This is a genomic window from Mesorhizobium sp. M0802 (genome assembly GCF_040320115.1).
In the GTDB taxonomy this organism is placed as follows: domain Bacteria; phylum Pseudomonadota; class Alphaproteobacteria; order Rhizobiales; family Rhizobiaceae; genus Mesorhizobium.
The window spans coordinates 393176-416377 of sequence record NZ_JAMYOY010000003.1 but is presented as its reverse complement, the minus strand read 5'-3'; the positions used below and the strand labels follow the sequence as shown (position 1 = coordinate 416377).

At 64.0% G+C, this 23202-nt stretch carries 20 protein-coding genes and 1 pseudogene; 12 read left to right on the top strand and 9 right to left on the bottom strand.

The window, feature by feature from the left end; all coding sequences use genetic code 11:
• Positions 1 to 100 precede the first annotated feature (100 nt).
• The 3 genes from NKI10_RS07925 to NKI10_RS07915 form a co-directional block, all read right to left on the bottom strand.
• Positions 101 to 1945, bottom strand: a complete 1845-nt coding sequence (locus NKI10_RS07925) for an aminopeptidase P family protein (RefSeq protein WP_023753103.1) — start codon at positions 1943 to 1945, stop codon at positions 101 to 103.
• 105 nt (positions 1946 to 2050) lie between these two features.
• Positions 2051 to 2923, bottom strand: a complete 873-nt coding sequence (locus NKI10_RS07920) for a 50S ribosomal protein L11 methyltransferase (protein ID WP_352803495.1) — start codon at positions 2921 to 2923, stop codon at positions 2051 to 2053.
• Positions 2924 to 3005: 82 nt separating this feature from the next.
• Positions 3006 to 3581, bottom strand: a complete 576-nt coding sequence (locus tag NKI10_RS07915; RefSeq protein WP_352859454.1) for an SCO family protein — start codon at positions 3579 to 3581, stop codon at positions 3006 to 3008.
• Positions 3582 to 3817: 236 nt separating this feature from the next.
• Here NKI10_RS07915 and NKI10_RS07910 point away from each other — a divergent pair, with 236 nt between their 5' ends.
• From NKI10_RS07910 to NKI10_RS07900, 3 genes are all read left to right on the top strand, one after another.
• Positions 3818 to 4336 carry a CreA family protein gene (locus NKI10_RS07910; protein ID WP_023753104.1) on the top strand — a complete coding sequence of 173 codons (519 nt, stop codon included), beginning with the start codon at positions 3818 to 3820 and terminating at the stop codon, positions 4334 to 4336.
• 91 nt (positions 4337 to 4427) lie between these two features.
• Entirely contained in the window at positions 4428 to 5069 is a 642-nt protein-coding gene (locus NKI10_RS07905) for a DapH/DapD/GlmU-related protein (RefSeq protein ID WP_352859414.1), read from the top strand.
• 382 nt (positions 5070 to 5451) lie between these two features.
• Complete coding sequence (locus NKI10_RS07900) at positions 5452 to 5883, top strand: low affinity iron permease family protein (RefSeq protein ID WP_023750938.1); 432 nt, start codon at positions 5452 to 5454, stop codon at positions 5881 to 5883.
• A 26-nt stretch (positions 5884 to 5909) separates the two neighbouring features.
• Here the strand turns inward: NKI10_RS07900 and NKI10_RS07895 are convergent, their stop codons facing one another.
• The gene (locus NKI10_RS07895; protein WP_352655756.1) at positions 5910 to 6776 is read right to left on the bottom strand and encodes an SDR family NAD(P)-dependent oxidoreductase; all 867 of its coding nucleotides are present in this window, start codon (positions 6774 to 6776) and stop codon (positions 5910 to 5912) included.
• 132 nt (positions 6777 to 6908) lie between these two features.
• On the opposite strand from NKI10_RS07895, the gene NKI10_RS07890 reads away from it, so the two are divergent.
• Positions 6909 to 7190, top strand: a complete 282-nt coding sequence (locus NKI10_RS07890) for a hypothetical protein (RefSeq protein ID WP_023668298.1) — start codon at positions 6909 to 6911, stop codon at positions 7188 to 7190.
• A 12-nt stretch (positions 7191 to 7202) separates the two neighbouring features.
• On the opposite strand, the gene NKI10_RS07885 is transcribed toward NKI10_RS07890, so the two are convergent.
• Positions 7203 to 7778 (bottom strand): TMEM175 family protein, encoded by a 576-nt coding sequence (locus NKI10_RS07885; protein WP_023668299.1) that lies wholly within the window; start codon positions 7776 to 7778, stop codon positions 7203 to 7205.
• Positions 7779 to 7931: 153 nt separating this feature from the next.
• Between NKI10_RS07885 and NKI10_RS07880 the strand changes: the two genes are divergently transcribed.
• Positions 7932 to 9140 (top strand): MFS transporter, encoded by a 1209-nt coding sequence (locus NKI10_RS07880; protein ID WP_352655754.1) that lies wholly within the window; start codon positions 7932 to 7934, stop codon positions 9138 to 9140.
• A gap of 3 nt (positions 9141 to 9143) precedes the next feature.
• Here the strand turns inward: NKI10_RS07880 and NKI10_RS07875 are convergent, their stop codons facing one another.
• Positions 9144 to 10616, bottom strand: coding sequence for an MATE family efflux transporter (locus tag NKI10_RS07875; protein ID WP_352655752.1), 1473 nt, complete (start codon positions 10614 to 10616; stop codon positions 9144 to 9146).
• Between the two features lie 176 nt (positions 10617 to 10792).
• Here NKI10_RS07875 and NKI10_RS07870 point away from each other — a divergent pair, with 176 nt between their 5' ends.
• A complete protein-coding gene (locus NKI10_RS07870; RefSeq protein ID WP_352655750.1) occupies positions 10793 to 11587 on the top strand; it encodes a L,D-transpeptidase in 795 nt (264 codons plus the stop codon).
• Positions 11588 to 11665: 78 nt separating this feature from the next.
• Here the strand turns inward: NKI10_RS07870 and NKI10_RS07865 are convergent, their stop codons facing one another.
• Positions 11666 to 13141 (bottom strand): esterase-like activity of phytase family protein, encoded by a 1476-nt coding sequence (locus NKI10_RS07865; protein ID WP_352655748.1) that lies wholly within the window; start codon positions 13139 to 13141, stop codon positions 11666 to 11668.
• 224 nt (positions 13142 to 13365) lie between these two features.
• Between NKI10_RS07865 and NKI10_RS07860 the strand changes: the two are divergent.
• Positions 13366 to 13679, top strand: a pseudogene (locus NKI10_RS07860) (ferritin family protein).
• Between the two features lie 27 nt (positions 13680 to 13706).
• On the opposite strand, the gene NKI10_RS07855 reads toward NKI10_RS07860, so the two are convergent.
• Complete coding sequence (locus NKI10_RS07855) at positions 13707 to 14732, bottom strand: LacI family DNA-binding transcriptional regulator (protein ID WP_023746909.1); 1026 nt, start codon at positions 14730 to 14732, stop codon at positions 13707 to 13709.
• Positions 14733 to 14927: 195 nt separating this feature from the next.
• Here NKI10_RS07855 and NKI10_RS07850 point away from each other — a divergent pair, with 195 nt between their 5' ends.
• The 5 genes from NKI10_RS07850 to NKI10_RS07830 all read left to right on the top strand — a co-directional run bounded on the left by NKI10_RS07850 (position 14928) and on the right by NKI10_RS07830 (position 19914).
• Positions 14928 to 15959, top strand: coding sequence for a Gfo/Idh/MocA family protein (locus tag NKI10_RS07850; protein WP_352655746.1), 1032 nt, complete (start codon positions 14928 to 14930; stop codon positions 15957 to 15959).
• Positions 15956 to 16864, top strand: coding sequence for a sugar phosphate isomerase/epimerase family protein (locus NKI10_RS07845; protein ID WP_352859410.1), 909 nt, complete (start codon positions 15956 to 15958; stop codon positions 16862 to 16864). Before NKI10_RS07850 ends, NKI10_RS07845 begins: the two co-directional genes overlap by 4 nt.
• Before the next feature lie 115 nt (positions 16865 to 16979).
• On the top strand, positions 16980 to 17993 hold the full coding sequence (locus NKI10_RS07840) for a substrate-binding domain-containing protein (RefSeq protein ID WP_023699592.1): 1014 nt from the start codon (positions 16980 to 16982) through the stop codon (positions 17991 to 17993).
• 86 nt (positions 17994 to 18079) lie between these two features.
• Positions 18080 to 18877, top strand: coding sequence for an ATP-binding cassette domain-containing protein (locus tag NKI10_RS07835; protein WP_023668308.1), 798 nt, complete (start codon positions 18080 to 18082; stop codon positions 18875 to 18877).
• The gene (locus NKI10_RS07830) at positions 18874 to 19914 is read left to right on the top strand and encodes an ABC transporter permease (RefSeq protein WP_023668309.1); all 1041 of its coding nucleotides are present in this window, start codon (positions 18874 to 18876) and stop codon (positions 19912 to 19914) included. Before NKI10_RS07835 ends, NKI10_RS07830 begins: the two co-directional genes overlap by 4 nt.
• A 317-nt stretch (positions 19915 to 20231) precedes the next feature.
• On the opposite strand, the gene NKI10_RS07825 is transcribed toward NKI10_RS07830, so the two are convergent.
• The gene (locus NKI10_RS07825; protein WP_352859408.1) at positions 20232 to 22946 is read right to left on the bottom strand and encodes an ATP-dependent helicase; all 2715 of its coding nucleotides are present in this window, start codon (positions 22944 to 22946) and stop codon (positions 20232 to 20234) included.
• Between the last annotated feature and the right edge of the window lie 256 nt (positions 22947 to 23202).

The window sequence follows — 23202 nt, the reverse complement described above, 5'->3', positions numbered from 1 at the left end:
CGGGCGTTCGTCACTCGAAAAGCCAAGCAATTGGCTTTTCGTCCGCTTCGCGGACCGCTCCTCACCTCCCCGTATAGTGACGGGGAGAAAGAAGCTCATTTCAGATCTTGGCGTCGTGCGGCAGCGGCGCTGTCGCTTTCTCCAGCCAAGCCAGCGTCTCGCCGTCGAGCATCGGGCCGATCTCGGCCAGCACCCAGGCATGGTAAGTATCCAGCCAGTGCAACTCCTCGCGCGTCAACAGGTCGGTGCGGATCAGCCTGATATCGATCGGCGCCAGCGTCAGCGTCTCGAAACCGTGCATGGCGATGTCGCCGCCCTCCACCTGTTCAGCCGGTGTCACCAGGATCAGGTTCTCGATGCGGATGCCGTAGGAGCCTTCCTTGTAATAGCCGGGCTCGTTGGACAGCATCATGCCGGCCAGCAGCTTTTCGGTGCCGGTGCGGGCGATGCGCTGCGGCCCTTCGTGCACCGCCAGATAGGAGCCGACGCCATGGCCGGTGCCGTGGGCAAAGTCGCAGCCATGCTTCCACAGCGCCATGCGCGCCACCGCGTCGATTTCCGAGCCGCGCGTGCCGGCGGGAAAGCGCAGCGTGGAAATGCCGATCATACCTTTCAGCACCAGTGTGAAGCGCTCGCGCATCTCCTCGGTCGGCTGGCCGATCGGCACCGTGCGGGTGATATCGGTGGTGCCGTCCTGATACTGGGCGCCGGAATCGAGCAGGAACAGCTCGCCCTTTGCCAGCTCGCGGTTGGTGGCGCGCGACACGCGGTAGTGCATGATGGCGCCGTTCGGACCGCTGCCTGAAATGGTGTCGAAGGAGACGTCGCGCAGCGGCATCTGCGTTTCCTCGCCGGTCTGCCGGCGCACCTCCTCCAACTTGGTGACAACGGTTATTTCGTCGAGCGTGCCCGGCTTTTGCCGTTCTAGCCAGCACAGCAGTTTCGCCACGGCCGCCCCGTCTCGGCGGTGCGCGGCGCGGCTGCCGGCGATTTCCGCCTGGTTCTTGGTGGCGCGCGGAATGCGGGCGGGATCGGCCGCTGAAACAAATGCGCCGCCATTGTCCTCGACCAGCATTCTCAGCTTCTCCGCCGCCAGCACCGGGTCGAGCGCGATCTTGGCGCCGCCCTTGGCAAGGGTAACGACCGCCGCCTCGAATTCGCCGGGCTCGTGCAGATCGGCGAGTTGGGTGAGATAGGCGGCGACCGTGCGCGAAAACTTGCGCTGGTCCATGAACAGCTGGTGCTTGCCGTCGGCGGCAGGGATCGCGAAGCCGAGCGCCAGCGGCGTGTGCGGCACGTCACCGCCACGGATGTTGAAGGCCCAGGCGATCGAGGAGGGGTCGGTGAGCACGGCGTGCGTCGCGCCCTCCTTGCCGATTGCCGCCACCAGCCGCGCCAGCTTGTCCTTGGCGAGTTCCCCGGCAAAGCCGATCGGGTGGATTTCGACCGGCGCCACGGGCGGCGCCGGCTGATCCTTCCAGATGATGTCGATCGGGTTCCTGTCGAGCGGCACCAGCGTCGCGCCGGATTGCTCGGCCGAGGTTTTCAGCGCCTTGACCTCAGCGATCGTGTGCAGCCACGGGTCGAAGCCAAGCCTGGCGCCCTTGCCGAGATTGTCCTTGATCCAGGAGGCCGGCGGGTTGTCGACGAGACTCTCGATCGCAAAAATGTCGAGATCGACCTCGTGGCGCACTTGCAAGGTATAGCGGCCATCGACGAACATGAAGGCGCGGTCACGCTGCACAAGTGCTACGCCCGCCGAGCCGCTGAAGCCGGTCAACCATTTCAGCCGCGCCGAGCGATCGGCGACATACTCGCCCTGGTGCTCGTCGGCGCGCGGCACCAGGAAACCGTCGAGGCCATTATCCGCCAGCCATCGCCGCAGCAACGTCACGCGCGGCTTGCCGACGCTGGGGTCGCCTGCGGAATCGAAGGTCTGGAACATGGTATGCCTCCTGTATCGGGCGCGACCGTAGCGCATGACTCGGAAAACCGGAATCGATTTTCGCCAATCGCAACAGGCTCGGATTGGTCCAAAGCGCGTTGCGTCTCAGTGCTTCAGGTGGATCGTCACCCAGCCTTCGCGATGCAGGGTCCTGACATGCCGGAAATTCTGGCCGACATAGGCCGAGATCACCGCATTGCATTGGCGCTCGAGGATGCCGGACAACACGATCGAGCCGCCGAGGCTGATGTGCCTGGCCATCTCAGGCGCCAGCCGCATCAGCGGCCGCGCCAATATGTTGGCGACGATGAGGTCGAAAGGCGCGCGCTTGCCGAAGATCGGGTGGTGGAAGCCGGGCGCCGTCACCGTTTCAACCAGCGCCTTGACGTGGTTGAGGCGGGCATTGGCGGCGGCGACCCTGACGGCGATCGGATCGATGTCGGTCGCCAGCACCGGAATATGCGCCAGTTTGGCGACGGCGATTGCCAGCACCGCGCTGCCGGTGCCGAGGTCGAGGGCATTCCTGGGACGTTCGCGGCGCACGACCCGTTCCAGCATTTCGAGGCAGCCGGCCGTGGTGCCGTGATGGCCGGTGCCGAAGGCAAGGCCGGCCTCGATCTCGATGGCGAGTTCGCCGCTGTGGCGCTTCCGGCGGTCATGCGCGCCATGGACGAAGAAACGTCCGGCGCGCACCGGTTTCAGTCCCTCCAGCGAGCGCGCCACCCAGTCGATGTCGGGCAGAACCTCGCGCTCGATCGGCTTCGACAGGGACAGTCCGGCAAGGCTGTCCCTTAGCCGCGCCTCAACCGCGTCGACATTGCCGTCGGTGTAGAGCGAAACCTCGTAGATGTCGCGGTCTTCATCGACTTCGAGCACGGCGATCGGCAGGCCTTCATCCTCGAAAGCCGGTTCGAGCGCGGCAAAGATGCGGTCGGCCTCGGTCTTTCCAGCGATGAAGTGGAGCCTGGTCTGACCCATCAGCTGGTCTCTTGTTCGAGCATGATCTCCGGACAACACTTTTTTGTCCGAGAAAAGCGGAATCCACGTTTCGGGATCATGCCTAGCCTGCCGCCAGCCGCTTCAGCTTGGCGATCGCGGTATCGGCGCTTTCGCCATAGGCTATGGTGCCCGAAAACTCGCCCTTGGCATTGAGCAGCAGCGCCGAGGCGGTGTGGTCCATCGTGTAATCGCCGTCGCCGGTGTCGACCTTCTTCCAGTAGATGTTGAAGGACTTCGCCATGGCGTGCACCTTGTCGGGATCGCCCGATATGCCCACGATGCGGTCGGAGAAATTGCTGACGTAAGTGTTCATCACCGGCGGCGTGTCGCGCTCTGGATCGACGGTAACGAAGTAGGCGTTGAGGTTCTTGCCGTCGTTGCCCAGCGTCTTCAGCCAGCCGGCCATTTCGAACAAAGTGGTCGGGCAGACTTCCGGGCAATGGGTGAAGCCGAAGAAGACGATGCTGGGTTTTCCCCGGAAGGCGGCTTCGGTGATTGGCGCGCCTTTCTGGTCGACCAGCGTGAATGGCGCGCCATACGGTTCGCCACTCTGGAAAGGCCTGTACGACAAGACGGTCATTGCACCAAGCCCGGCGACCATCGCAACGATGATGCCAACAAGGATAAAGCGCATCAGAGGGGACGCGTCGCTGTACATCTAGCGTGCTGCCTTTGAACTGAAGAGCGACGAAGAATGTGGGTCCAAAGACGACGACATGCTGAGTGCCCTCCAATTTCATGACGAGCAGACCATAGTGCTCAAGATCGCTTTGGCAAAGATGCCGCGTTGCCGCAACCGGGCTGGACGCTACCTTGCAAACAGCTGGCCCTTATCCCACCTGAGACTGGCAAACCGAACCTGAGGAGGCTCCCTTGCAAAGACGGACTGGGCAGAGACGGATTGGGCAGAAACTGATCGGCGGCGCGCTGGCCGCATGCATTGCCCTTGGCGCCGGTGCCGCCGCGGCAGAGGAGGTCGGCAAGGTCGGCGTCGATTGGGTCGGCAACGACATCATCGTCGAGGCGATCAAGGATCCCAAGATCGACGGCGTGACCTGCCATGTCTCCTATTTCGACCGCAGCGTCATCGACCGCTTGCACAAGGGCAACTGGTTCGAGGATCCATCGGATTCCTCGATCTCCTGCCGCCAGACCGGACCGATAACCATCGGCGACATCGACATGAGCGAGGGCGGCGAAGAGGTGTTCAAGCAAGGCATCAGCCTGATCTGGAAGAAGCAGGTGGTGAACCGCATCTACGACAAGAAGAACGAGACGCTGATCTATCTCTCGCATTCGCGCCAGGTGCAGGACGGCTCGGCAAAAATGTCGGTGACGACCGTGCCGCTGTTCGGCCAGAACGTGGTGTGGACCGGCGGCAAGCCGAAATAGCCGGTCGGAGCCGACGCACGATCCACCCGCCTGCGGGTCCGATCGCGACGCGACAATTGCTTCCGCAATTGCGCGGGGGTAAATCCGCCGCATGGACCGTACTGAAAACCTCGTCCTGAAAGATCCGGAGCCGCGCATCCATCCGACCGCGGAGCTGAAAGCGTGCAAGCTTGGCCGCTATGCCTCGATCGGCGAACGGGTGGTGCTGCGCGAGGTCAGTGTCGGCGATTTCTCCTATTTCGAGCGCCACGCCGAGGCGATCTACACGACGATCGGAAAATTCTGCTCGATCGCCGCCAACAGCCGCATCAATGCCTTGGAGCATCCGATCGAGCGGATCACGCAGCACAAGCTCAGCTACCGGCCGAACGAGTATTTCCGCTGGCTGGGCGTCGACGCGGCGTTCCGCGCGCGGCGGCAGGCCAAGGCGGTCGGCATCGGCAACGATGTCTGGATCGGCCATGGCGCCGTCATCATGCCCGGCATCAGCATCGGGAATGGCGCGATCGTCGGCGCCAATTCGGTGGTGACGCGGGATGTGCCGGCCTACACAATCGTCGCCGGCGTACCGGCGAAGCCGTTGCGCATGCGCTTTCCCTCCGAGATCGCGGCGCGGATCGAAAGCCTTGCCTGGTGGGACTGGCCGCCGGAGAAACTCGCCAAAGCGGTTCCCGACATGCAGGCCTTGCCGATTGAGGATTTCCTCGATCGTTGGGAGCAAGAGCATTCCTGAGAGCTCGCCGCGCGTGCGCGGTTTCATCGACTGGCTGGCCGAAATCCTGGCGCCAAAATTCTGAACGGCACGTGTCGGGAAGAGTTCCGCCGGTCTGCGGCAACGCAACGGACCCCTTCCGCCATGCGGGGGTGGCGCAGCGGAAGGGGCTTGGAGACAAATCCGCCGTGAAGCGGAACGAACAGGTTTTGGCCTGCATGGTGACTAATGGCAACAAACCGATAAGGCGGCTTTTCACGGCGCTGCGCCTTTGGCGTGCATACAATTGCACCAGCGATGCCCTCTGCGACAGGGAACCGGAAGCGGCTGCCGGTTGTTTATTGTTGGAGCGATGAATGCGGCCTTGGTCAGCTCGTCGCGCTTTGAACGGTTGAGGATGTGAATGATCGAAAAGCTGTTTACCAGAATCGCCAACACCGTTTCGCACTTGGCGGGCCTGCCGCCGACTTTCATCGCCTGTTGCGCCATCGTTATCGTCTGGGCGGTAAGCGGGCCATTCTTCGGCTTCTCCGATACGTGGCAGCTCGTCATCAACACGGGAACGACGATCATCACCTTTTTGATGGTGTTCCTGATTCAGAACACCCAGAACCGCGACGGCGCCGCGGTTCAGGCCAAGCTCGACGAACTGATCCGCGTCAGCGAGGGCCACAATCATTTCATCGGCATCGAGCACCTGACCGAATCCGAGGTCGAGGAGATCAGAGACAAATGCGAGCGGGCGGCAAAACGCCATGACCACGAGCTCGCCGAACTGGCGGGCAAGAAGGCCGTCGCGCAAAAGCGCACCGCGAAAAAACGCGCGCCCGCCTGAGTCTCGGCTTTGGCTGAGTTCGACGATCAGTTTCCCATAAAGGCCGCGAAAGCGTCCTTATGGTCGGGGTGCCAGCGCGAGAGAGCAGGCCGGTTCTCGATGATGTCGCCGATCGCCCAGGCCATGCGCTTTTCATCGGTCGGCCGCATCACCTCATTGTCGGGGCACAGGATGTAGAAGTCCCCGCGCGCCAGCGAAGCCAGCATGAAGTCGACCACCTGCTCGCCGGTCCAGGCGCCAGCGGGTTTTTCGACCGCTCCTTCGGTGAGGCCGGTGAAGGTGAAGCCGGGAATGAGAAGATGCGCCGCGACCTTCGCGCCCGGCTCGTTGCGCAATGCGTGCGCCAGGCCTTCGGTGAACGTCTTCAATGCCGATTTGGATACGTTGTAGGCGAGATTGCCGGGTGGCGTGGTGATGCCTTGCTTGGAGCCGGTGTTGATGATCAGGCCCGGCTCTCCGGAGGCCAGCATGGCCGGCGCAAAGGCCTCGACGCCATGTACGACGCCCCAGAAATTGATGTCGATCAGCCGCTTCCAGGCGTCGCCGTTCTCCCACGGTTTTCCCGGATTGTTGCCGACGCCGGCATTGTTCATCAGCAGCGATACGGCGCCGAAAGCGGCATGCGTCTTTTCCGCCAGCCGGCCGAGTTCGTCGGCCTTCGAGACGTCTGTGGCGACCGCAAGCACGGCATTCTCGCCGGCGATCGCGGCGACTGCCTGGCGGGCCGCATCGAGGCGCGCGCCGCCAATGTCGGCCAGCACCAGTCTCATGCCCATAGCCGCCAGCCTTTTGGCGGCGGCAAGCCCGATGCCGCTGGCGCCCCCGGTGACGACGGCGACGTTGCCTCGGCTGAGGGCGGGCAAAGCGGATTGGATTTCGGAGTCGGAGGTCATGATCTTTTTCCTAGGGTTCGGGTGGCGCCGAACTTAGCGCGGGACGCGCATCGTGCAAGGCCGTCCCGCGTGTTCGGGTTGACCGCATCAACGGCGGCCGTGCATGCTGCGGCCGAACAGGGAGATTGCCGATTGACCGACTGGGTTGCGATCCTGAAGGAGCAGACCGCCACCGGCGACCAGATGGGCCGCGAGGTGCCACAGATGCTTGCCAATCCGGACATAAGCGAAGCGCAGGTTAAGACCTTGTTTTCGGCACTCGAAAAACAGGCCGAGTTCGTCGAGAAATTGCGCATGGCGCTGGAAAAATTCGGCCATGATTTTTCGATCATCAAGGCGGCCGAGCGGCTGGAGGAGCGCTATGCCGACCTTGCGGCGTCGGTTGCCGAAAAGCTGAAGGCGATGCGCAAGTAGAGACGTCCTACGCTACTTTTCCAGCACCCGCGAAAAACGCGTGTCCGGCACGAACCAGACGGCGGCCACCAGCACAAAGATCGCAACCCCGATCCATTGGTTGACGAAGGCAAGCGGGACGGCTGCGGCGTAGAGGGCCACCGAGATCTTGCCCTTGCGGTCATTGCCCAGCGCCTTGGCGAAGGCGGTGTCGTTGCCGTGCAAATGGTGCAGCTTGGTGGCGAGAAAGGTGTAGGCGACCGCGCACAGCACCAGGTCGATGCCATAGACGGCGACGGGGACCGGCGCGAAATGGTTCTCGCCCATGAAGGCCGTCGTTGCCGGCATCAGCGACAACCAGAACAGAAGGTTGAGGTTGGCCCACAGCACGCGGCCGTCGACCCTTTGGACGGTGTGGAACATGTTGTGCAGATTGTTCCAGTAGATACCGACATTGATGAACGACAAGACATAGCTGAAAAAGATCGGCCACAGCGGCAGAAGCGCTGAAAAATCCTGGCCATGCGGCACTTTCAGCTCCAGCACCATGATGGTGATGATGATGGCGACGACGCCATCGGTGAATGCCTCGACTCTGCCTTTTCCCATGGATTCTCCCTCTGGATGGAAAGACGTTAAGCGAGGATTTCGGGCAAGACCATCCTGACAAGGTTGTCAGGATGAAGTTCGGCACGTGGAACGGCCGCCATTACATGGACGTTGGGGCGCAATTGGGCGTTGGGCGATTGGCCGGAGGTTGCCATGACCAGCTATGCCGAGACCACGACGCGCGACAACGGATTCGATGGCCGGCCCGCGATGGCCGCGGTTGCCGCCATGATCGCCGCTCTGTTCGCCGGCAGCACGGTGCTGACGCCGCTTTACGTCATCTACAAGCAGGCCTTCGGTTTCTCGCAGATCACGCTGACGCTGGTCTACGCCGTCTATGTCGTCGGCAATCTCGGCGCATTGCTGATGTTCGGGCGCTTGTCCGACGGCATTGGCCGCCGTCCTGCGGCGCTGGCGTCGATGGCCATAGCGGTGGTCAGCGCGGTGGTGTTCCTGCTGGCCGAGAATGTCGCATGGCTCGATGTCGCCCGCATATTGAGCGGCCTTGGCATCGGCATCGGCGCGGGAACCGGCACGGCCTGGCTTGCCGAGTTGATCGAGGGTAAGGACAAATCGCGCGCGGCAATCATCGCCACCAGCACCAACTTCGTTGGCCTTGGCCTCGGCGCGCTGGCATCGGGCCTGCTCGCCGAATATGCGCCCTGGCCGTTGAGACTAACGTTTGCGGTCTATCTTGCCTTGCTCGTGGCGGTGACGCTGTTGATCTGGCGCACCAGGGAAACCGTTTCGCGGCCGGGAAGGCTGGCCGACGTTTCGTTGCGGCCGCGGCTGTCGGTGCCCGCTGATATCCGCGCCGCTTTCGTGGCGCCGGCCGTCACCGGCTTCGGCGCCATGGCGCTGGTCGGCTTCTATGCAGCCCTGGCGCCGAGCATCCTGGTGCAGCAGCTGCATGTGGCCAACCATGCCGAGGCCGGCGCGCTGTTCTTTGAACTGTCGATCGTTGCGGCCGCGACCATTCTGGCCACGACCCGACTGTCCAGCGGCGCCGGCATGCTGGCCGCGCTGGCGCTGATGATCCCGGCCGTAGGGCTGATGGTTGCTGCTCAGTTTTTCGCGTCGATGTCCCTGATGGTTGCCGCCACCGCTGTGTGCGGCGTGGCGGCGGCGCTCGGCTATCGCGGCGGCCTGCAGGTGGTGAACCAGATCGCACCTGCCGAGCGTCGCGCCGAATTGGTGTCGGCGTTCTTCATCTGCTGCTTCTGCGGCAATGCGCTGCCGGTGATCGGCATTGGGCTGCTGTCGAGTTGGGCCACTCCGACGACGGCAAGCCTGGCCTTCGCCGGCATGATCACGCTGTTCTCTGTCGTAGCGCTGGGGTTCGGCGTCAAATACGCGCGCTGAGCCTCACCCGTTTGGCGTCCCGGGCGCCATGTTTGCCCGTCCGCGCGGGATGCCGAGGCCGGTGTCGGGCGGCTCGCCGGCGGCCGGCCGGTCCTCGATCATGTGCATGGTGCGCCAGCGGCCGAAGCGATAATAGGCGGCGGCCAGCACCAGCGAGGTGATCGATCCCGCCGGAAAACTCCACCACAGCGCTTCCTCGCCGATGTAGCTCCTGAAGAAGTAGGCAAAGCCGGTACGCACGACCATCACGGAAATCACCAGAATGATCAGCGGCGGCATCACGGCACCGGTGGCGCGCACGGTCGCGAACAGCACGATGGTGACGCCGAACAGGATGAACGACCAGGACGCCACCTTGTTGATGTGGGCTGCAATGTCGATTGCGGTGCTGTCCCCGCTAAGGAACAGGCCGAGTACCGGCCTGTCGAAGAAGAACAGCAGCGCCACCAGGGCGCCGGTGAGCACCAGGTTGAAGCCGACGCCGGACGCCGCGATGCGACCGATGCGGTCCCACCGCCCTGCGCCGACATTCTGGGCCGCCATCGACGAGACTGCGGCGCCGATCGCCAGTGCAGGCATCTGGATATAGGTCCACAGCTGCGCCGCGATGCCATAGGCGGCGGCGACCTGCGAGCCGTAGGAGTTGACGATGCCCATGACGGTCAGCGCCGCCGCCGAAATGACGATCATCTGCAGGCCCATCGGCACGCCCTTGAAAACGACGATCCTGAGCAGCGCCGGATCCGGCCGCAGCAGAGCGAGGTTCGCGCCGGCGAGCCGCAACGGATGCTTTCTGGCATAAAGCACGACGAGGATGGCGATCACGCTCACCGTCTGGCCGATCAGCGTCGAGGTGGCGGAGCCGGCGATGCCGAGCTCGGGGAAGGGGCCGATGCCGCGAATGAGCAGCGGATTGAGGATGATGTCGAGCACGACGGCGAGCGCCATGAAGAAAAATGGCGTGCGCGAATCACCCGCACCGCGCAGCACCGTCATGACGAAGGACAGAAGATTCATCATCGGCACGGCGACGAAGATGATGCGCAGATAGGAGCGCGCCAGCGGCAGCGCATCGGGCGGGGTGCCCAGTGTGTTGAGGATGGCGTCGACCCAGATCCAGCCGCAGACGGCGAAGATAGCCGAGACGAGGAAGAAGAAGCTGGCGCTGGTGCCGACGATGCGCCGCGCCTCGGGCAGGTCGCGGGCGCCGACCGATTGCGCCACCAGGATGGTCGCGGCCATGCCGATCCCGAACACGGTGCCGAGAATCAGGAACAGCACCAGATTGGCGTTTGAGGTCGCCGTCAGCGCCGATTCACCGAGGAAGCGGCCGACCCAGACGGCGTTGATCGAACCGTTGAGCGACTGCAGCACATTGGAACCGAGCACCGGAAGCGCGAACAACAGCAGCGTGCGAGGGATTGGGCCGCTGGTGAGATCGCCGGTGCGCCGGCGCGGTGGTATTTTTTCGTCCATGGGCTGTTCGGCGAAGGTTCATCTCAAAGTCCGCCCGGCAATGATCGCCGATTTAACGGACAAGGTCGATGCGGCATCGGAACATCACGCTTAACGCGGCTGAGGCGATCAGGTTCTCAAAGCTTGCGTAATGGGCTATGGGTCATCGCCGCGAGGGGCCGCAAACCGGGGGGATCATGTCCGACAATCCATTATTTTCCGAGCGCCTGAATAGGCGCGCGTTTCTGGGAGCATCCGCTTTGGGTGCCGCTGCCTTGGCACTTTCGGCCTGCACAACCACTGATGTGGCAGTACCGCCGACGCCGGCGCCGGCACCCGCACCCGAGCCCGCTTTCGGCGATGCCGCCACCATGTATTCGGCGCGCGTCGATGAGGGCTTTTCATTGCCGGCAATCCCCGTCGCCAAGCTCGATCCGAAATTCGTGCGCCAGATCGTGGACGATCCGACCGGCGAAAAACCCGGCACGATCGTCGTCGATACATCCGAGCATTTTCTCTATCTGGTGCGCGACGGCGGCAAGGCAATGCGCTATGGCGTCAGCCTCGGCAAGGCCGGGTTTGGCTGGACCGGCAGCGCCGTGATCCAGGCGCGCAAGAAATGGCCGGTGTGGACGCCGCCGCCCGAAATGATCCAGCGCCGGCCGGAACTGGCGAAATACAAGGACGGCATGCCGCCCGGACCGCAGAGCCCGCTCGGTGCGCGCGCGCTCTATCTGTTCCGCGACGGCAAGGACACGATGTACCGGCTGCACGGCACGCCGGAATGGGATTCCATCGGCAAGAACGCGTCGTCAGGCTGCGTGCGCTTCATGAACCAGGACATCATCGACCTCTACAGCCGGGTCAACGGCGTAGCCCAGGTCTATGTGCGCCCGAACCTGTCGGCCGCGGGCAAGATCATGGCTGTGTCGAGCCGGACCGCCGAGCCGATCGATGCCGGCGTGCCAAGGGATGCGGAGATTTTGAAATAGGTGCCTTCACGGCATCGCTGATCGCCGACAAACGGTTAGAGGCGGCCGCGCCGGGCGCGTCCGCCTTTCCGTATACGGCTACTTGTTGGCGAGGCCCGGAAGCGTGACCTGATAGACCAGGAACATGGTGTCGACATCGGCGCCGTCATCGGCCTTGTAGGGCGCGCCGACCTGAAAACCGTCTTGGGTGAGAAAGTCGTTATCGTTGCCGACGAACAGGAAATAGTCGTCGGGCAGCGCCGGATCGAGCAGGCTGACCACAGACATTGCTTCCCACTTCTCCGAGAGATTGTTCTTGTCGTTCGGCTTGCCGTCATGCAGGCCGAAACGGCCGAGTTCCTTGTTGTCGTTGATGTCAATGAACGGCGTCAGCTTGGCCGGGGTCACCGAGGGGTCGAGCACGCCCTTGGGCGCCAGCGGCTTGTCGGCGGCATCGAAGGCGCCGCCGGCAATGTCGGTGGCGCCAGAGACGTCGACGACGAAAATCTGGCGCAGCAGCGAAGTATCGCCCTTCACCCCCTGGCCGTTTCCGCTGTCGCGCGCCAGCATCAGGAAGGTCTTGTCGGACAGCGCCACGATTTCGCTCTGCGCGGCGACCTTGGTCTTGTCCTTGGCGTCCTTGAACACCGGCAGCGGCACGGCATATTCATGCACCAGCTTGAGATGGGCCGGGTCGGAGGCGTCGTAGACCAGCGCGCGGGTGTTCTGGCGCGTCGCGGGCGAATCGCCGCCATCCTGGCGGGGCGCCGACTGCAGCACAGTGATCAGCGACTTGCCGTCCGGCGTCAGCGCCATGCCTTCGAGGCCTTGATTGTTCTGGCGGCCGGTTTCGGGATCCTTCGGATCGGGTTCGGCTGCACCGGGGCCCGGATTGTCGGAGGCGAAGTTCGGCGCGCCCTTGCGCATCGGCACCAAAGCGGCGGGCGGCTGCGTTGCCGACAACAGATGGCCGTCGGCCGAGAAGCGGTAGATGTTGGGGCCGTATTCGTCAGAGATGAACATGGTGCCGTCGGGCAGCCGCGCGATCGCCTCATTGTCGAGCGCCAGCTTGCCATTGGCCTCGGGCAGGATCGGCAGGTCGCCATTGGCCGCGCGCAAGCCGTTGAGCGGATCGAGACCGGTGGCGTCTGCGCCCTTGTCGTCGGTGAGCAGCAGGGAATCGGCTAGCGTCGCCTTGACGCCGGTCCTTTCCTGGCCGGCGGTGGGCGTGGCGCCCAGTGCGGTCGGCGTGAACTCGATGCGAATAGTGTTGAGCCGCGGCCGGTAGTCGGTGGTGCCGACGACATTGTAGCCGCGATCCGGCAGCAGCCACAGCGAACCCTTGTAGCCATCCGCGCCATGGGTCCAGCTTGCGGCGTCGATCGACATGCCGGAGCCGGAGCCGAAGGTCTCGCCGAACTTGTCCTTCTGATCGGCCGGAATGCGGCCGACGCCGACCAGGCCCTTGTTGACGAAGCCGCCAACGGTGGCGGTGCTGTCGGCAAGGGCAGGGGTCAGGGCGCTAAACAGCGCCAATGCGGCGCCGAGCGACACGGTTCGGTGCAGATTTTTCATGGGATAACCTCTTTGTGACGGAACGGGCCGGAACGGCCGGATGACGAAGCCGCCGCAATCGACGATGCCGCGCCCACCGATGAGCGGTCTAGGACGCGAAGATGATAGTTGCGTGACAGACCGTGTCGCACGCGCTCCGGAACCATTTTCCAGCCTGATCCGTTGCACGCGAGCCCAAGCGTCGCCTGCGATGGCCGGTCGAGCCCCGGGCCCAGGAGGGATAAATGGGTTTCGATCAGTATCACGAGCCACCGGAAGAACTGACGCAGGAGGTGCGGACCTTTGCCCGCATGATCACCTCGTTGATCGAAGAGGCCGAGGCGATCAGCTGGTACGAACAGCGCATGTCGGTCGAGAAAGACCCTCAGGCCAAGGCGATCATGAAGAACGCGCAAGGCGAGGAGTTCAAGCATTTCGGCATGGATCTGGAATTCCTGCTGCGCCAGAAGAAAGACTGGCGCACGGAACTGAAGGAAATCCTGTTCACCACCGGCGACATCGTCAAGGCGGCGAGCGGGGCGAGAAGAAGGTGGATTGAGGCCCGCCGGCCTTCCTCCGCGGCGGATCAATCGCTGTCGCGGGCGATCAGCTCCAGCGGCCAGACTTCGCGGATGATGCGCGGACCTTCCGGGCCGGCAAAGGCGGGAAGCGAGGCCAGCAGCATTTCGGCCAGCCGCCGGCCCATCGGCTCCAGCGACGGACGGAAGGCGGTCAGCGCCGGCGAGAAATAACGGCAGAGCGGCGTGTCGACGATGACGATCACCGCGATGTCGTGGCCGGGCCTGATGCCCATCTCGGCCAGTGCTTTGCAGCCGCCGAGCGCCATTGCGTCATTGTTGAAGATGATGGCTGTGGGCCGGTCCTTGGAGAGCATCACGCGCGGCGTCACCTGGTAGCCTCCGGCCTCGTTGATGAAGCCGTCGGCGATCAGGCCGGGGTCGACTTCGATACCATGCCGCTTCAGCGCCTTGCGGTAGCCGTCGAGGAACAGGTAGCCGAAGTTGAGATCAAGCGAAGGGCGGATGGCGGCAATGCGGCGGTGGCCGCGCGCGACCAGCCGGTCGACGGCTTCATCACCCGCCCTCTCGAAATCGATATCGAGCGAAGGATAGGTGTCGTCGCCGGATTGACTTCGGCCAAGCGTGGCGAAGGGAAAGCCGGCCTTGCTGAGATAGTCGATCCGATCGTCTTCCCGCCGTGTGTTGGCCAACACGACCGCGTCGGCCCGGCGCGTCTCAACCACTCGGCGCAGCCTGTCCTGCTGATATTGACCGGGCTCACCCATGACGACCATCAGATCCAGGCCATACTCGGCAAGCCGGCCTTGCAGACCGATCAGGAACGGGATGAAGAACGGTTCGCCATATTGCTGGTCCCCCGGATGCGGTTGCAGCATGAAGGCGATCGAATGGGTGGCGCCTTGCCGCAGGCTGCGGCCGGACTGGTTGGGTGAATAGTTCAGCTGCTTGGCGGCGGCGAGCACGCGCTGGCGGGTGTCGGCATTGACGTCGGCGCGGCCGTTCAGCGCCCGCGACACGGTGCCGATCGAAATGTTCAGGTGACGCGCGAGGTCATGGATGCTGGACGCCAAGGACTTCTCTCCCCCGACCCTTGGCTAGCACCGGCTGCCGCTCAGGCCAAGGCTTCGGGATGATTTTCGCGGGCAGCCGATTGACATTCTAGGCCATCGGGTGTGTTCTCGTAAACGTTTACGGAGAAACGTTTACGGTGGTGCCGTCAATGCCGTGACATTCGGTCTGGAGGGGCCGGACGGGAGGAATGCCGGATGATGAATGCCGTCCTCGTCGGCTGTGGTGCGATGAGCAAGGCCTGGCTCGATGCCGCGAGGCAGATCGACGGGCTGGCCATTGTCGGCCTTGTCGATCTCGACGCCGAACGGGCGAAGGCGAGGGCGCACGAATACGGGCTCGACGGCGCGGTAATCGGCACCAGCCTCGACGCGGTGCTCGACCAGACCAAGCCCGACGCGGTGTTCGATGTCGTGGTTCCTGGCGCCCGCCGCGACGTCGCCTTTTCCGCCTTTGCCCATAATTGCCATCTGCTCACCGAAAAGCCGCTCGCCGACACCCCGGAAAATGCCCGCGCCATTGTCGACGCGGCGCGCCAGGTAGGGCGCGTTCATGCCGTGGTGCAGAACCGCCGCTACGTCGCCAATGTCCGGCGCATCAGGCGCTTTCTCGACTCCGGCGCCATCGGCAAGCCAACCAGCATCCATGCCGACTTCTTCGTCGCGCCGCATTTCGGCGGCTTTCGCGAGGAGATGGCGCATGTGCTCTTGCTCGACATGGCGATCCACACATTCGACGCCGCCCGCTACATGGTCGCAGGCGATCCCGCCGGTGTTTTTTGCCAGGAATGGGAGCCGGCCAATTCCTGGTACCGGCAGGGTTCCTCGGCCAGCGCTATCTTCGATCTCGGTGGCGGCAAGCGGTTCACCTATGCAGGCTCTTGGTGCGCGGCGGGCTTCCGCACCAGTTGGGAGAGCACATGGCGCATCGTCGCCGAGCACGGCAGCCTGGTCTGGGACGGCGAGGACGGGCTGAAGGCCGAAGTTGTGTTGTCGGTCCGCGACGGCCTTTTCGACCTGACCCAGCCCATCATCGTGCCGCCGCTCGATCCCGCCGACCGCATCGGCGGTCATCTCGGCGTCATCAAGGATTTCATCCACGCCATCGAGACCGGTAGCGAGCCGGAAACGCGTGGCAGCGACAACATCAAAAGCCTGGCCATGGTTTTCGGCGCCATCGAAAGCGCCGAGACCGGACGGCGCGTCGCAATCACACAGGAAGCATCATGATGCCAAACCCGCTTCTCGACATCCGGATCGGCACCATGGTGCGGGCCAATCTCGAAGACCCCGCCGCCTACATCAAAGAGATTCTGCCGCTCGGTTTCGAGAGCATCCAGCCCTTCTTCTGGCAGACGCTGGGCGGCAAGGATTTGGCGCGGCTCGCCGGTGAGATTGGCGAGGCGATCGGCGATGCCGATGTCGCCGTGTCGTCGATCGGCGTGTTCGGCAATCCGCTGGAGGATGGCGAGGTCGATCGCGGCGTGCTCGCGGCCTGGGAAACCGTCATCGACAATGCGCATCTGTTCGGCGCTTCGATCGTCAGCGGCTTCACCGGACGTCTGCGTGGCAAGAAGCTGACAGACAGCCTGCCGCGCTTCCGTGAGATTTGGGGTCCGCTGGCCAGGCGCGCCGCAGACAAGGGCGTGCGCATCGCCTTCGAGAATTGCGCGATGGATGGCAACTGGGCGGCCGGCGACTGGAACATCGCCCACAATCCCGATGCCTGGGAGTTGATGTTCAACGAATTGCCCGACGACAATCTCGGCCTCGAATGGGAGCCCTGCCATCAGCTGGTCTATCTCATCGACCCGATGCCGCAGATCCGCAAATGGGCGCCGCGCATCTTCCATGTCCACGGCAAGGACGCGACGGTGCGCTGGGATGTGATCCGCGAGCATGGCGTGTTCGGCAAGCTGCCCTTCGTGCAGATGCGCACGCCCGGTTTTGGCGACAGCGACTGGACGCGGGTGATCAGCGAATTGCGGCTGGCCGGTTACAAGGGCGCCATCGACATCGAGGGCTGGCACGACCCGGTCTATCGCGGCGATCTCGAAATCACAGGCCAGGTGCGCGGGCTGGAATACCTCAAGCAATGCCGGGGAGGAGCGACCTACCTGCCGAACCCAGCGTGACCGAGGGCCGGTGGGAGGAGCCGGCCTGACAGATTGCCAAGCACTGCCGACAAGCACTGCCGAAAAGCGAACGACGAACCCCTCGGCTCACCGAGGACAAAAGGGAGGAACGTGCATGAGCATCGCAATGAGAACGACACTTCTGCGCTCGACCGTCGTGGCCGCCGCCACGGCGCTGTGCGCTGCCATCTCCACTCTGCCGGCGCAGGCGCTCGACGCCCAGTGGTGCAAGGATGTCCACATCCGCTTTTTCGTCGGCGGCGCCGAGGGCGACGCTTTCGGCACCATCGTCTACAATGGCGCCAAGCAGGCGGCGTCCGATCTCGGGCCGAAGGTCGACTACATCTTCTCGCAGTGGGACGTCGAGAAGATGGTGCAGCAATTGCGTGAGGCCGTCGCCGTGAAGCCAAACGGCATTGCCATGATGGGCCATCCGGGCGACGCCGCGATCATGCCGCTGGCCGAACAGGCGCATAAGGACGGCATCAAGATGATGTACCAGAACGTGCCGGTGCCGAAGGTGGTGGACGCGTTCGGCGGCGGCTATGTCGGCGCCCAGCAGGAGCAGCAGGGCCGCGCGCTCGGCACTGAGGCGTTCAAGCTCGGGAAGCTCAAGTCCGGCGACAAGGCAATCATGATCGGTCCGTTCGAGAACGAGGCCCGCGGCGCGCGAGAGCGCGGCACGGTGGCAGCACTCAAGGAAGCCGGCGTCGAGGTCATCCAGCTGTCGTCGCCGCCGAGCGGCGAATGGGCGTCCGACCCCAATCTGGCGATACCGGTGATCACCGCGGCCCTGCTCAACAATCCCGACGTCAAGGCGGTCGGCTATCCCGGCGGCCAGATGCTGGGCAACGTCGCCACCTACATGCAGGCGGCAGGACGCAAGCCCGGCGACATCTTCAACTTCGGCTTCGATACCAGCCCGCAGATCGTCGAGGCGTTCAAGGGCGGCTGGGTGCAGCTGACGGCTGATCAGCAGCCGTTTCTGCAAGGCTATCTGCCGATCCTCAGCCTTTGCCAGCAGGTGGTGCTGGGCCTGGCGCCGATGAATGTCGACACCGGGGCGGGCTTCGTCACGCCGCAGAATTACGAGATCGTCGCCGAGCTCGCCAAGCAGGCGCTGCGCTGACCTCCCAAACTGCCGGCTGGGCGCAAGCCCGGCCGGCAGGACCGCCGGCACCAGGCCGGGATGATACCACAGGAGCGAGGATCGCCATGGCCGAACGCATCATCGAACTGCGCGACATCAGCAAATCCTATGGCCAGGTCTATGCGCTGGGCGGGGTCAATCTCTCGGTCGACCGCGGCGAGGTGGTTGGCTTGATCGGTGACAATGGCGCCGGCAAATCGACGCTGATCAAGATCCTGTCCGGCGTCGTCAAGCCGACCAGCGGCGAGATCCTGGTGCGCGGCAAGCCGGTGACCGGCTGGAGTGCGGCACGCTCGCGCGACGCCGGCATCGAGACGGTTTTCCAGGACCGGGCGCTGGCCGTGCAGCAGACCATCGTGCGCAACATCTTCATGGGCCGCGAACTCACCGGCTTCATGGGCTTTCTGAAGGTCAATAAAGAGATAGAGGAGGCGAGCCGGCTGATGCGCGAGATCGGCTTTACCTCGAAAGTGTTCACGCCGCATTCGATCGTCGGCCAGCTCTCCGGCGGCGAACGCCAGGGCGTGGCGATCGCGCGCGCCATCTACAAGCAGGCGGAGCTGATCATCCTCGACGAGCCGACGACGGCGCTGTCGCTGACCGAGACCGCCAAGGTCTTCCATTTCGTGCGCCAGGTGCGGGCGAGCGGGCGCTCGATCCTCTTCATCGGCCACAACATCCATCACGTCTTCGACATCGCCGACCGCTTCGTGGTGATTGACCGCGGCAAGGTGGCGCTGACCGCCGATCGCACCGAGGTCAAGTCGGCCGAAGAGCTGATCAACTTCATGGAAGACGTTGCGCATCCCGGCGGATTGCCGGGGCTGCACGAGGCCGGCGACGCGGAGAGGGCAGCACGATGAGCAAGACCATGGAACCCGATCTGCAGAGCCCTCTCGGCGGCAAGGCAGCCCGACCCGAGTGGAAGCACCCGTCCGACCACTGGCTGCGCGGTTTCGTCATCGACAACCGCGCAGCGCTCGGCACGCTCGCCGTGTTCATCATCATGATGGCGGCGTTCCTGATCGCCAACCCGACCGTGTTCACCACCTGGTATCTCTACAGATCCGTGCTGACCACGCTGCCCGTTGCGCTGTTCGTGGTGGTGCCGCTGGTGTTCGTCGTCACTTGCGGCGAGATCGACCTGTCGTTTCCCGCAACCATGGGCTTTGCCTCCTGGGTGTTCGCGCTGGTGGTGCAGGCCGGCTATGATCCGTTTCTCGGCATCGCAGCGGCGATTCTCACGGGCACGCTGCTCGGCTTCCTCGTTGGGTCGCTCGTCGTTTATGGCGGGCTGTCGTCGCTGATCGCCACGCTCGGCATGAATTTCCTGCTGCGTGGGCTGATCCAGATCATCAACGAGGGCAGATCGACGGCATTGACCGGTCTCAGCGACAGCTGGGCGTACACCATCTTCTCCGGTCAGGTGTGGGGTTTTCCGGTACAGGTCTTCTGGGCACTCGCCTTCGTCATTTTGTCGGCAATGCTCTACAACCGGCACCGCTTCGGCGCGCAGGTGAGGGTGGTCGGCGACAACCCCGACAGCGCCCAGCAGATGGGCATCGACGTCAAGCGCGTGCGGGTGAAAGTGTTCATCTTCACCGGCATTGGGGCCGCGATCGCCGGCACGTTTTCGGTGATGATCAACTTCACCTGGTGGCCGACCGCGGGCGACGGCTATCTCTTGCCGGTGCTGGCTTCGGTGTTCGTGGGCGGCACGCCGACCTGGGGCGGCATCGGCACGGTTGCCGGCGGCGCCATCGGCGCGGTCACCGTGTCGTTCATCCAGACCGGCGTCGTGGCGGCGGGCTTGAGCGGCTTCTACGTCCAGTTCTTCAACGGCCTGATCATCATCCTGTCGCTGTTGGGGCACAAGTGGAACCAGGCGCGGTACAGGTGAGGGCGGGCTAAATTGACGGGGACGCTCATGTTGCGGACCGCATGCCCCGACGACTGGGCAGACGCCCGTCGCTTCGTCATTCTAGGGCGGAGCAGGAGCGAAGCTCCGTCGCGTAGACCCTGGAATCCATTCCGCGACCTTGGAGTGCAGCTGCGCAGGATTCCGCACCGTGGCAACGCGTTGAAGACGCGGGATGGATCCTCGGGTCTACGCTGCGTCGCTACGCTCCTTGCTCCGCCCGTGGATGACGAGGCGGGGAGGGCTCCGCCAGACTACAACAATGTGGTCGCTTGTAGGACAACAGGACAAGCGGGCGCTCACACCGCCGCGACGAACCCGTCGAGCACGCGTTTCTGGCCGGCCTTGTCGAAGTCGATGGTCAGCTTGTTGCCTTCGATGTTGGAAATGTTGCCGTTGCCGAATTTCTGGTGGAAGACGCGGTCGCCGACACTAAAGGCTGACGGCGTGTCGGCGACGGATTTGGCGACCAGTTCGCCGTCGATGGTGCGGCCTTTGACCGAGGTGCGGCCGGCGCCGTAGCCGCTGTCGGTCTCGCCATAGCCGATGCGCTCGACCTGATGGCCGGAGCGCGAGCCCCAGTTGCGGTCGGTGGCCTCGGTGCGGTTGGCCTGCGCGCGCTGCCAGCCGGGCGTGGCATAGGTGTTGGAAAAGGCGCCGGATTTTTCCGCGCCGACATTGTCGAAGCGCGAGGCGCCGTAGGGGTTCTGCCGTCCTGCGCCCTGGCCGCCACGGCCCGACGCGAACGAACCGCCGCCATAGGAATTGCCGTAGCCGCCATAGGAGTTGCCGCTTTCGGCAACCTCGACATGGGCTTCCGGCAGTTCGTCCAGGAAGCGCGACGGAATGGTCGACTGCCACAGGCCGTGGATGCGGCGGTTGGAGACGAACCACAGATGCAGGTTCTTCTTGGCCCGGGTCAGGCCGACATAGGCGAGACGGCGCTCTTCCTCCAGGCCGGAGCGGCCGCCTTCGTCCAGCGCGCGCTGATGCGGGAACAGGCCTTCCTCCCAGCCGGGGAGAAAAACCGTCTCGAATTCGAGGCCCTTGGCCGAATGCAGGGTCATGATGTTGACGGCATCCAACTCGGCATTCTGCTCGGCGTCCATGACCAGGGCGACATGTTCGAGGAAGGAGCGCAGCGATTCGTACTCCTCCATCGAGCGGATCAGCTCTTTCAAGTTTTCCAGCCGGCCCGGCGCCTCGACCGAACGGTCGTTCTTCCACATGTCGGTGTAGCCGCTCTCCTCCAGAATGGTCTCGGCGAGTTCGGTGTGCGGCGTGGTTTCCAGCGCCTTCTGCCAGCGCTCGAAATTGGCCGCCACTTCGCGCAAGGCCGCGCGCGGTTTCGGCTTCAGCTCGTCGCTTTCCGCAAGCTTGGCGGCTGCCTCCAGCATCGGGATGCGCAAGCTCCGCGCCGTGTCGTGGATCTGGCGGATGGTGGCTTCACCCAGGCCGCGCTTGGGGACATTGACGATGCGCTCGAAGGCGAGGTCGTCGGCGCCCTGCGCGACGACGCGGAAGAAGGCCAGCGCATCGCGGATTTCCATGCGCTCATAAAAACGCGGGCCGCCGATGACGCGGTAATTGAGGCCGAGCGTGACGAAGCGGTCTTCGAATTCGCGCATCTGGAAGGAGGCGCGGACCAGGATGGCCATGTCGTTCAGCTTGTGCTTGGCACGCTGGTAGGTCTCGATGGTTTCGCCGACGGCGCGGGCTTCCTCCTCGGAATCCCAAGCGGCGTGAACATGCACCTTCTCGTCGTCCTCGGCGACCTTCTCGGTGAACAGCGTCTTGCCGAAGCGACCCTCATTGTGGGCGATGAGGTGCGAGGCGGTGCCGAGGATGTGCGCCGTCGAGCGGTAGTTGCGTTCCAGCCGGATGATGGTGGCGCCCGGGAAATCCTTGTCGAAGCGCAGGATGTTGTCGACCTCGGCGCCACGCCAGCCATAGATGGACTGGTCGTCGTCGCCGACGCAGCAGATGTTTACGGTGGCGCGGGTTTCGGCCGAAGAGCGCCCAATCTCCCCCCTTGTGGGGGAGATGTCGGCGGAGCCGACAGAGGGGGGCGCTGTCCCGCCGGCATTTGCATTTTGATTATCGGAGACGCCGCGATCTTTCGCGCCCCCCTCTGTCCTGCCGGACATCTCCCCCACATGGGGGGAGATCGGCTTGCCTTCAGGCCGCTGCGCCAGCAGCCGCAGCCACATGTATTGCGCGGTGTTGGTGTCCTGGTACTCGTCGACGAGGATGTATTTGAAGCGCTTGTGGTAGTCCTTCAGCACGTCCGGATTGGCGCGGAAGATGCGGATCGGGTGGCAGAGCAGATCGCCAAAGTCGCAGGCGTTCAGCGTCTTCAGCCGCTCCTGATAGGCCCTGTAGAGTTCCCGGCCCTTGCCGTTGGCGAAGCTGCGCGCGTCGCCCTCGGCAATGTCGGCGGGGCCTTGGCCCTTGTTCTTCCAGCCGTCGATCATCTGCGCGAACTGCTTGGCCGGCCAGCGCTTGTCGTCGAGGCCTTCGGCCTGGATCAGCTGCTTGATCAGCCGTACGACGTCGTCGGTGTCGAGGATGGTGAAATCGGATTTGAGCCCGGCCAGCTCGGCGTGCCGCCGCAAGAGCTTGACGCCGATGGAGTGGAAGGTGCCGAGCCACGGCATGCCCTCGACGGCTTCGCCGACGAGATGGCCGATGCGCTGCTTCATCTCGCGCGCGGCCTTGTTGGTGAAGGTCACCGCCAGGATCTGCGAGGGGAAAGCCCTGCCGGTGGCCAGGATATGGGCGATGCGGGTGGTCAGCACGCGGGTCTTGCCGGTGCCGGCGCCGGCCAGCACCAGGACCGGGCCTTCGGTGGTTTCCACCGCCAGCCGCTGCTCGGGGTTGAGGCCGTTGAGATAATCGGGCGCGCTGTTGGGGCCGCTGCGGGCCGCCATGGCGCGCGCGGCTATGCCCGACGGGGCCGCGGGCCGCGCATTGGGTTCGTCAAAAAAGGGCATGTCTTCCGCAAAGCCGGACATCTCCCCCGAATGTAGTGATTCGGGAGCGAAAGACCAGAAGTGTCTACGTTTTGTTCTGGTTTGGAAGTGAGATTCTGGGGCGCAGTGCGAATTTCATCGTCCCGACGCCCGACAATGTCGTGGAGGTGCTGCAGCGTGGGAGCGGAATGAAGTCGAGCGTTTGCTCTCGCCTTATGCTGGCAGGGCCAGCTTGACACACGCGGCCTGGGGGAGAAAGCTGGCGACAGGGCAGGGGCGGCTGCCCGTGAGGCGCTGC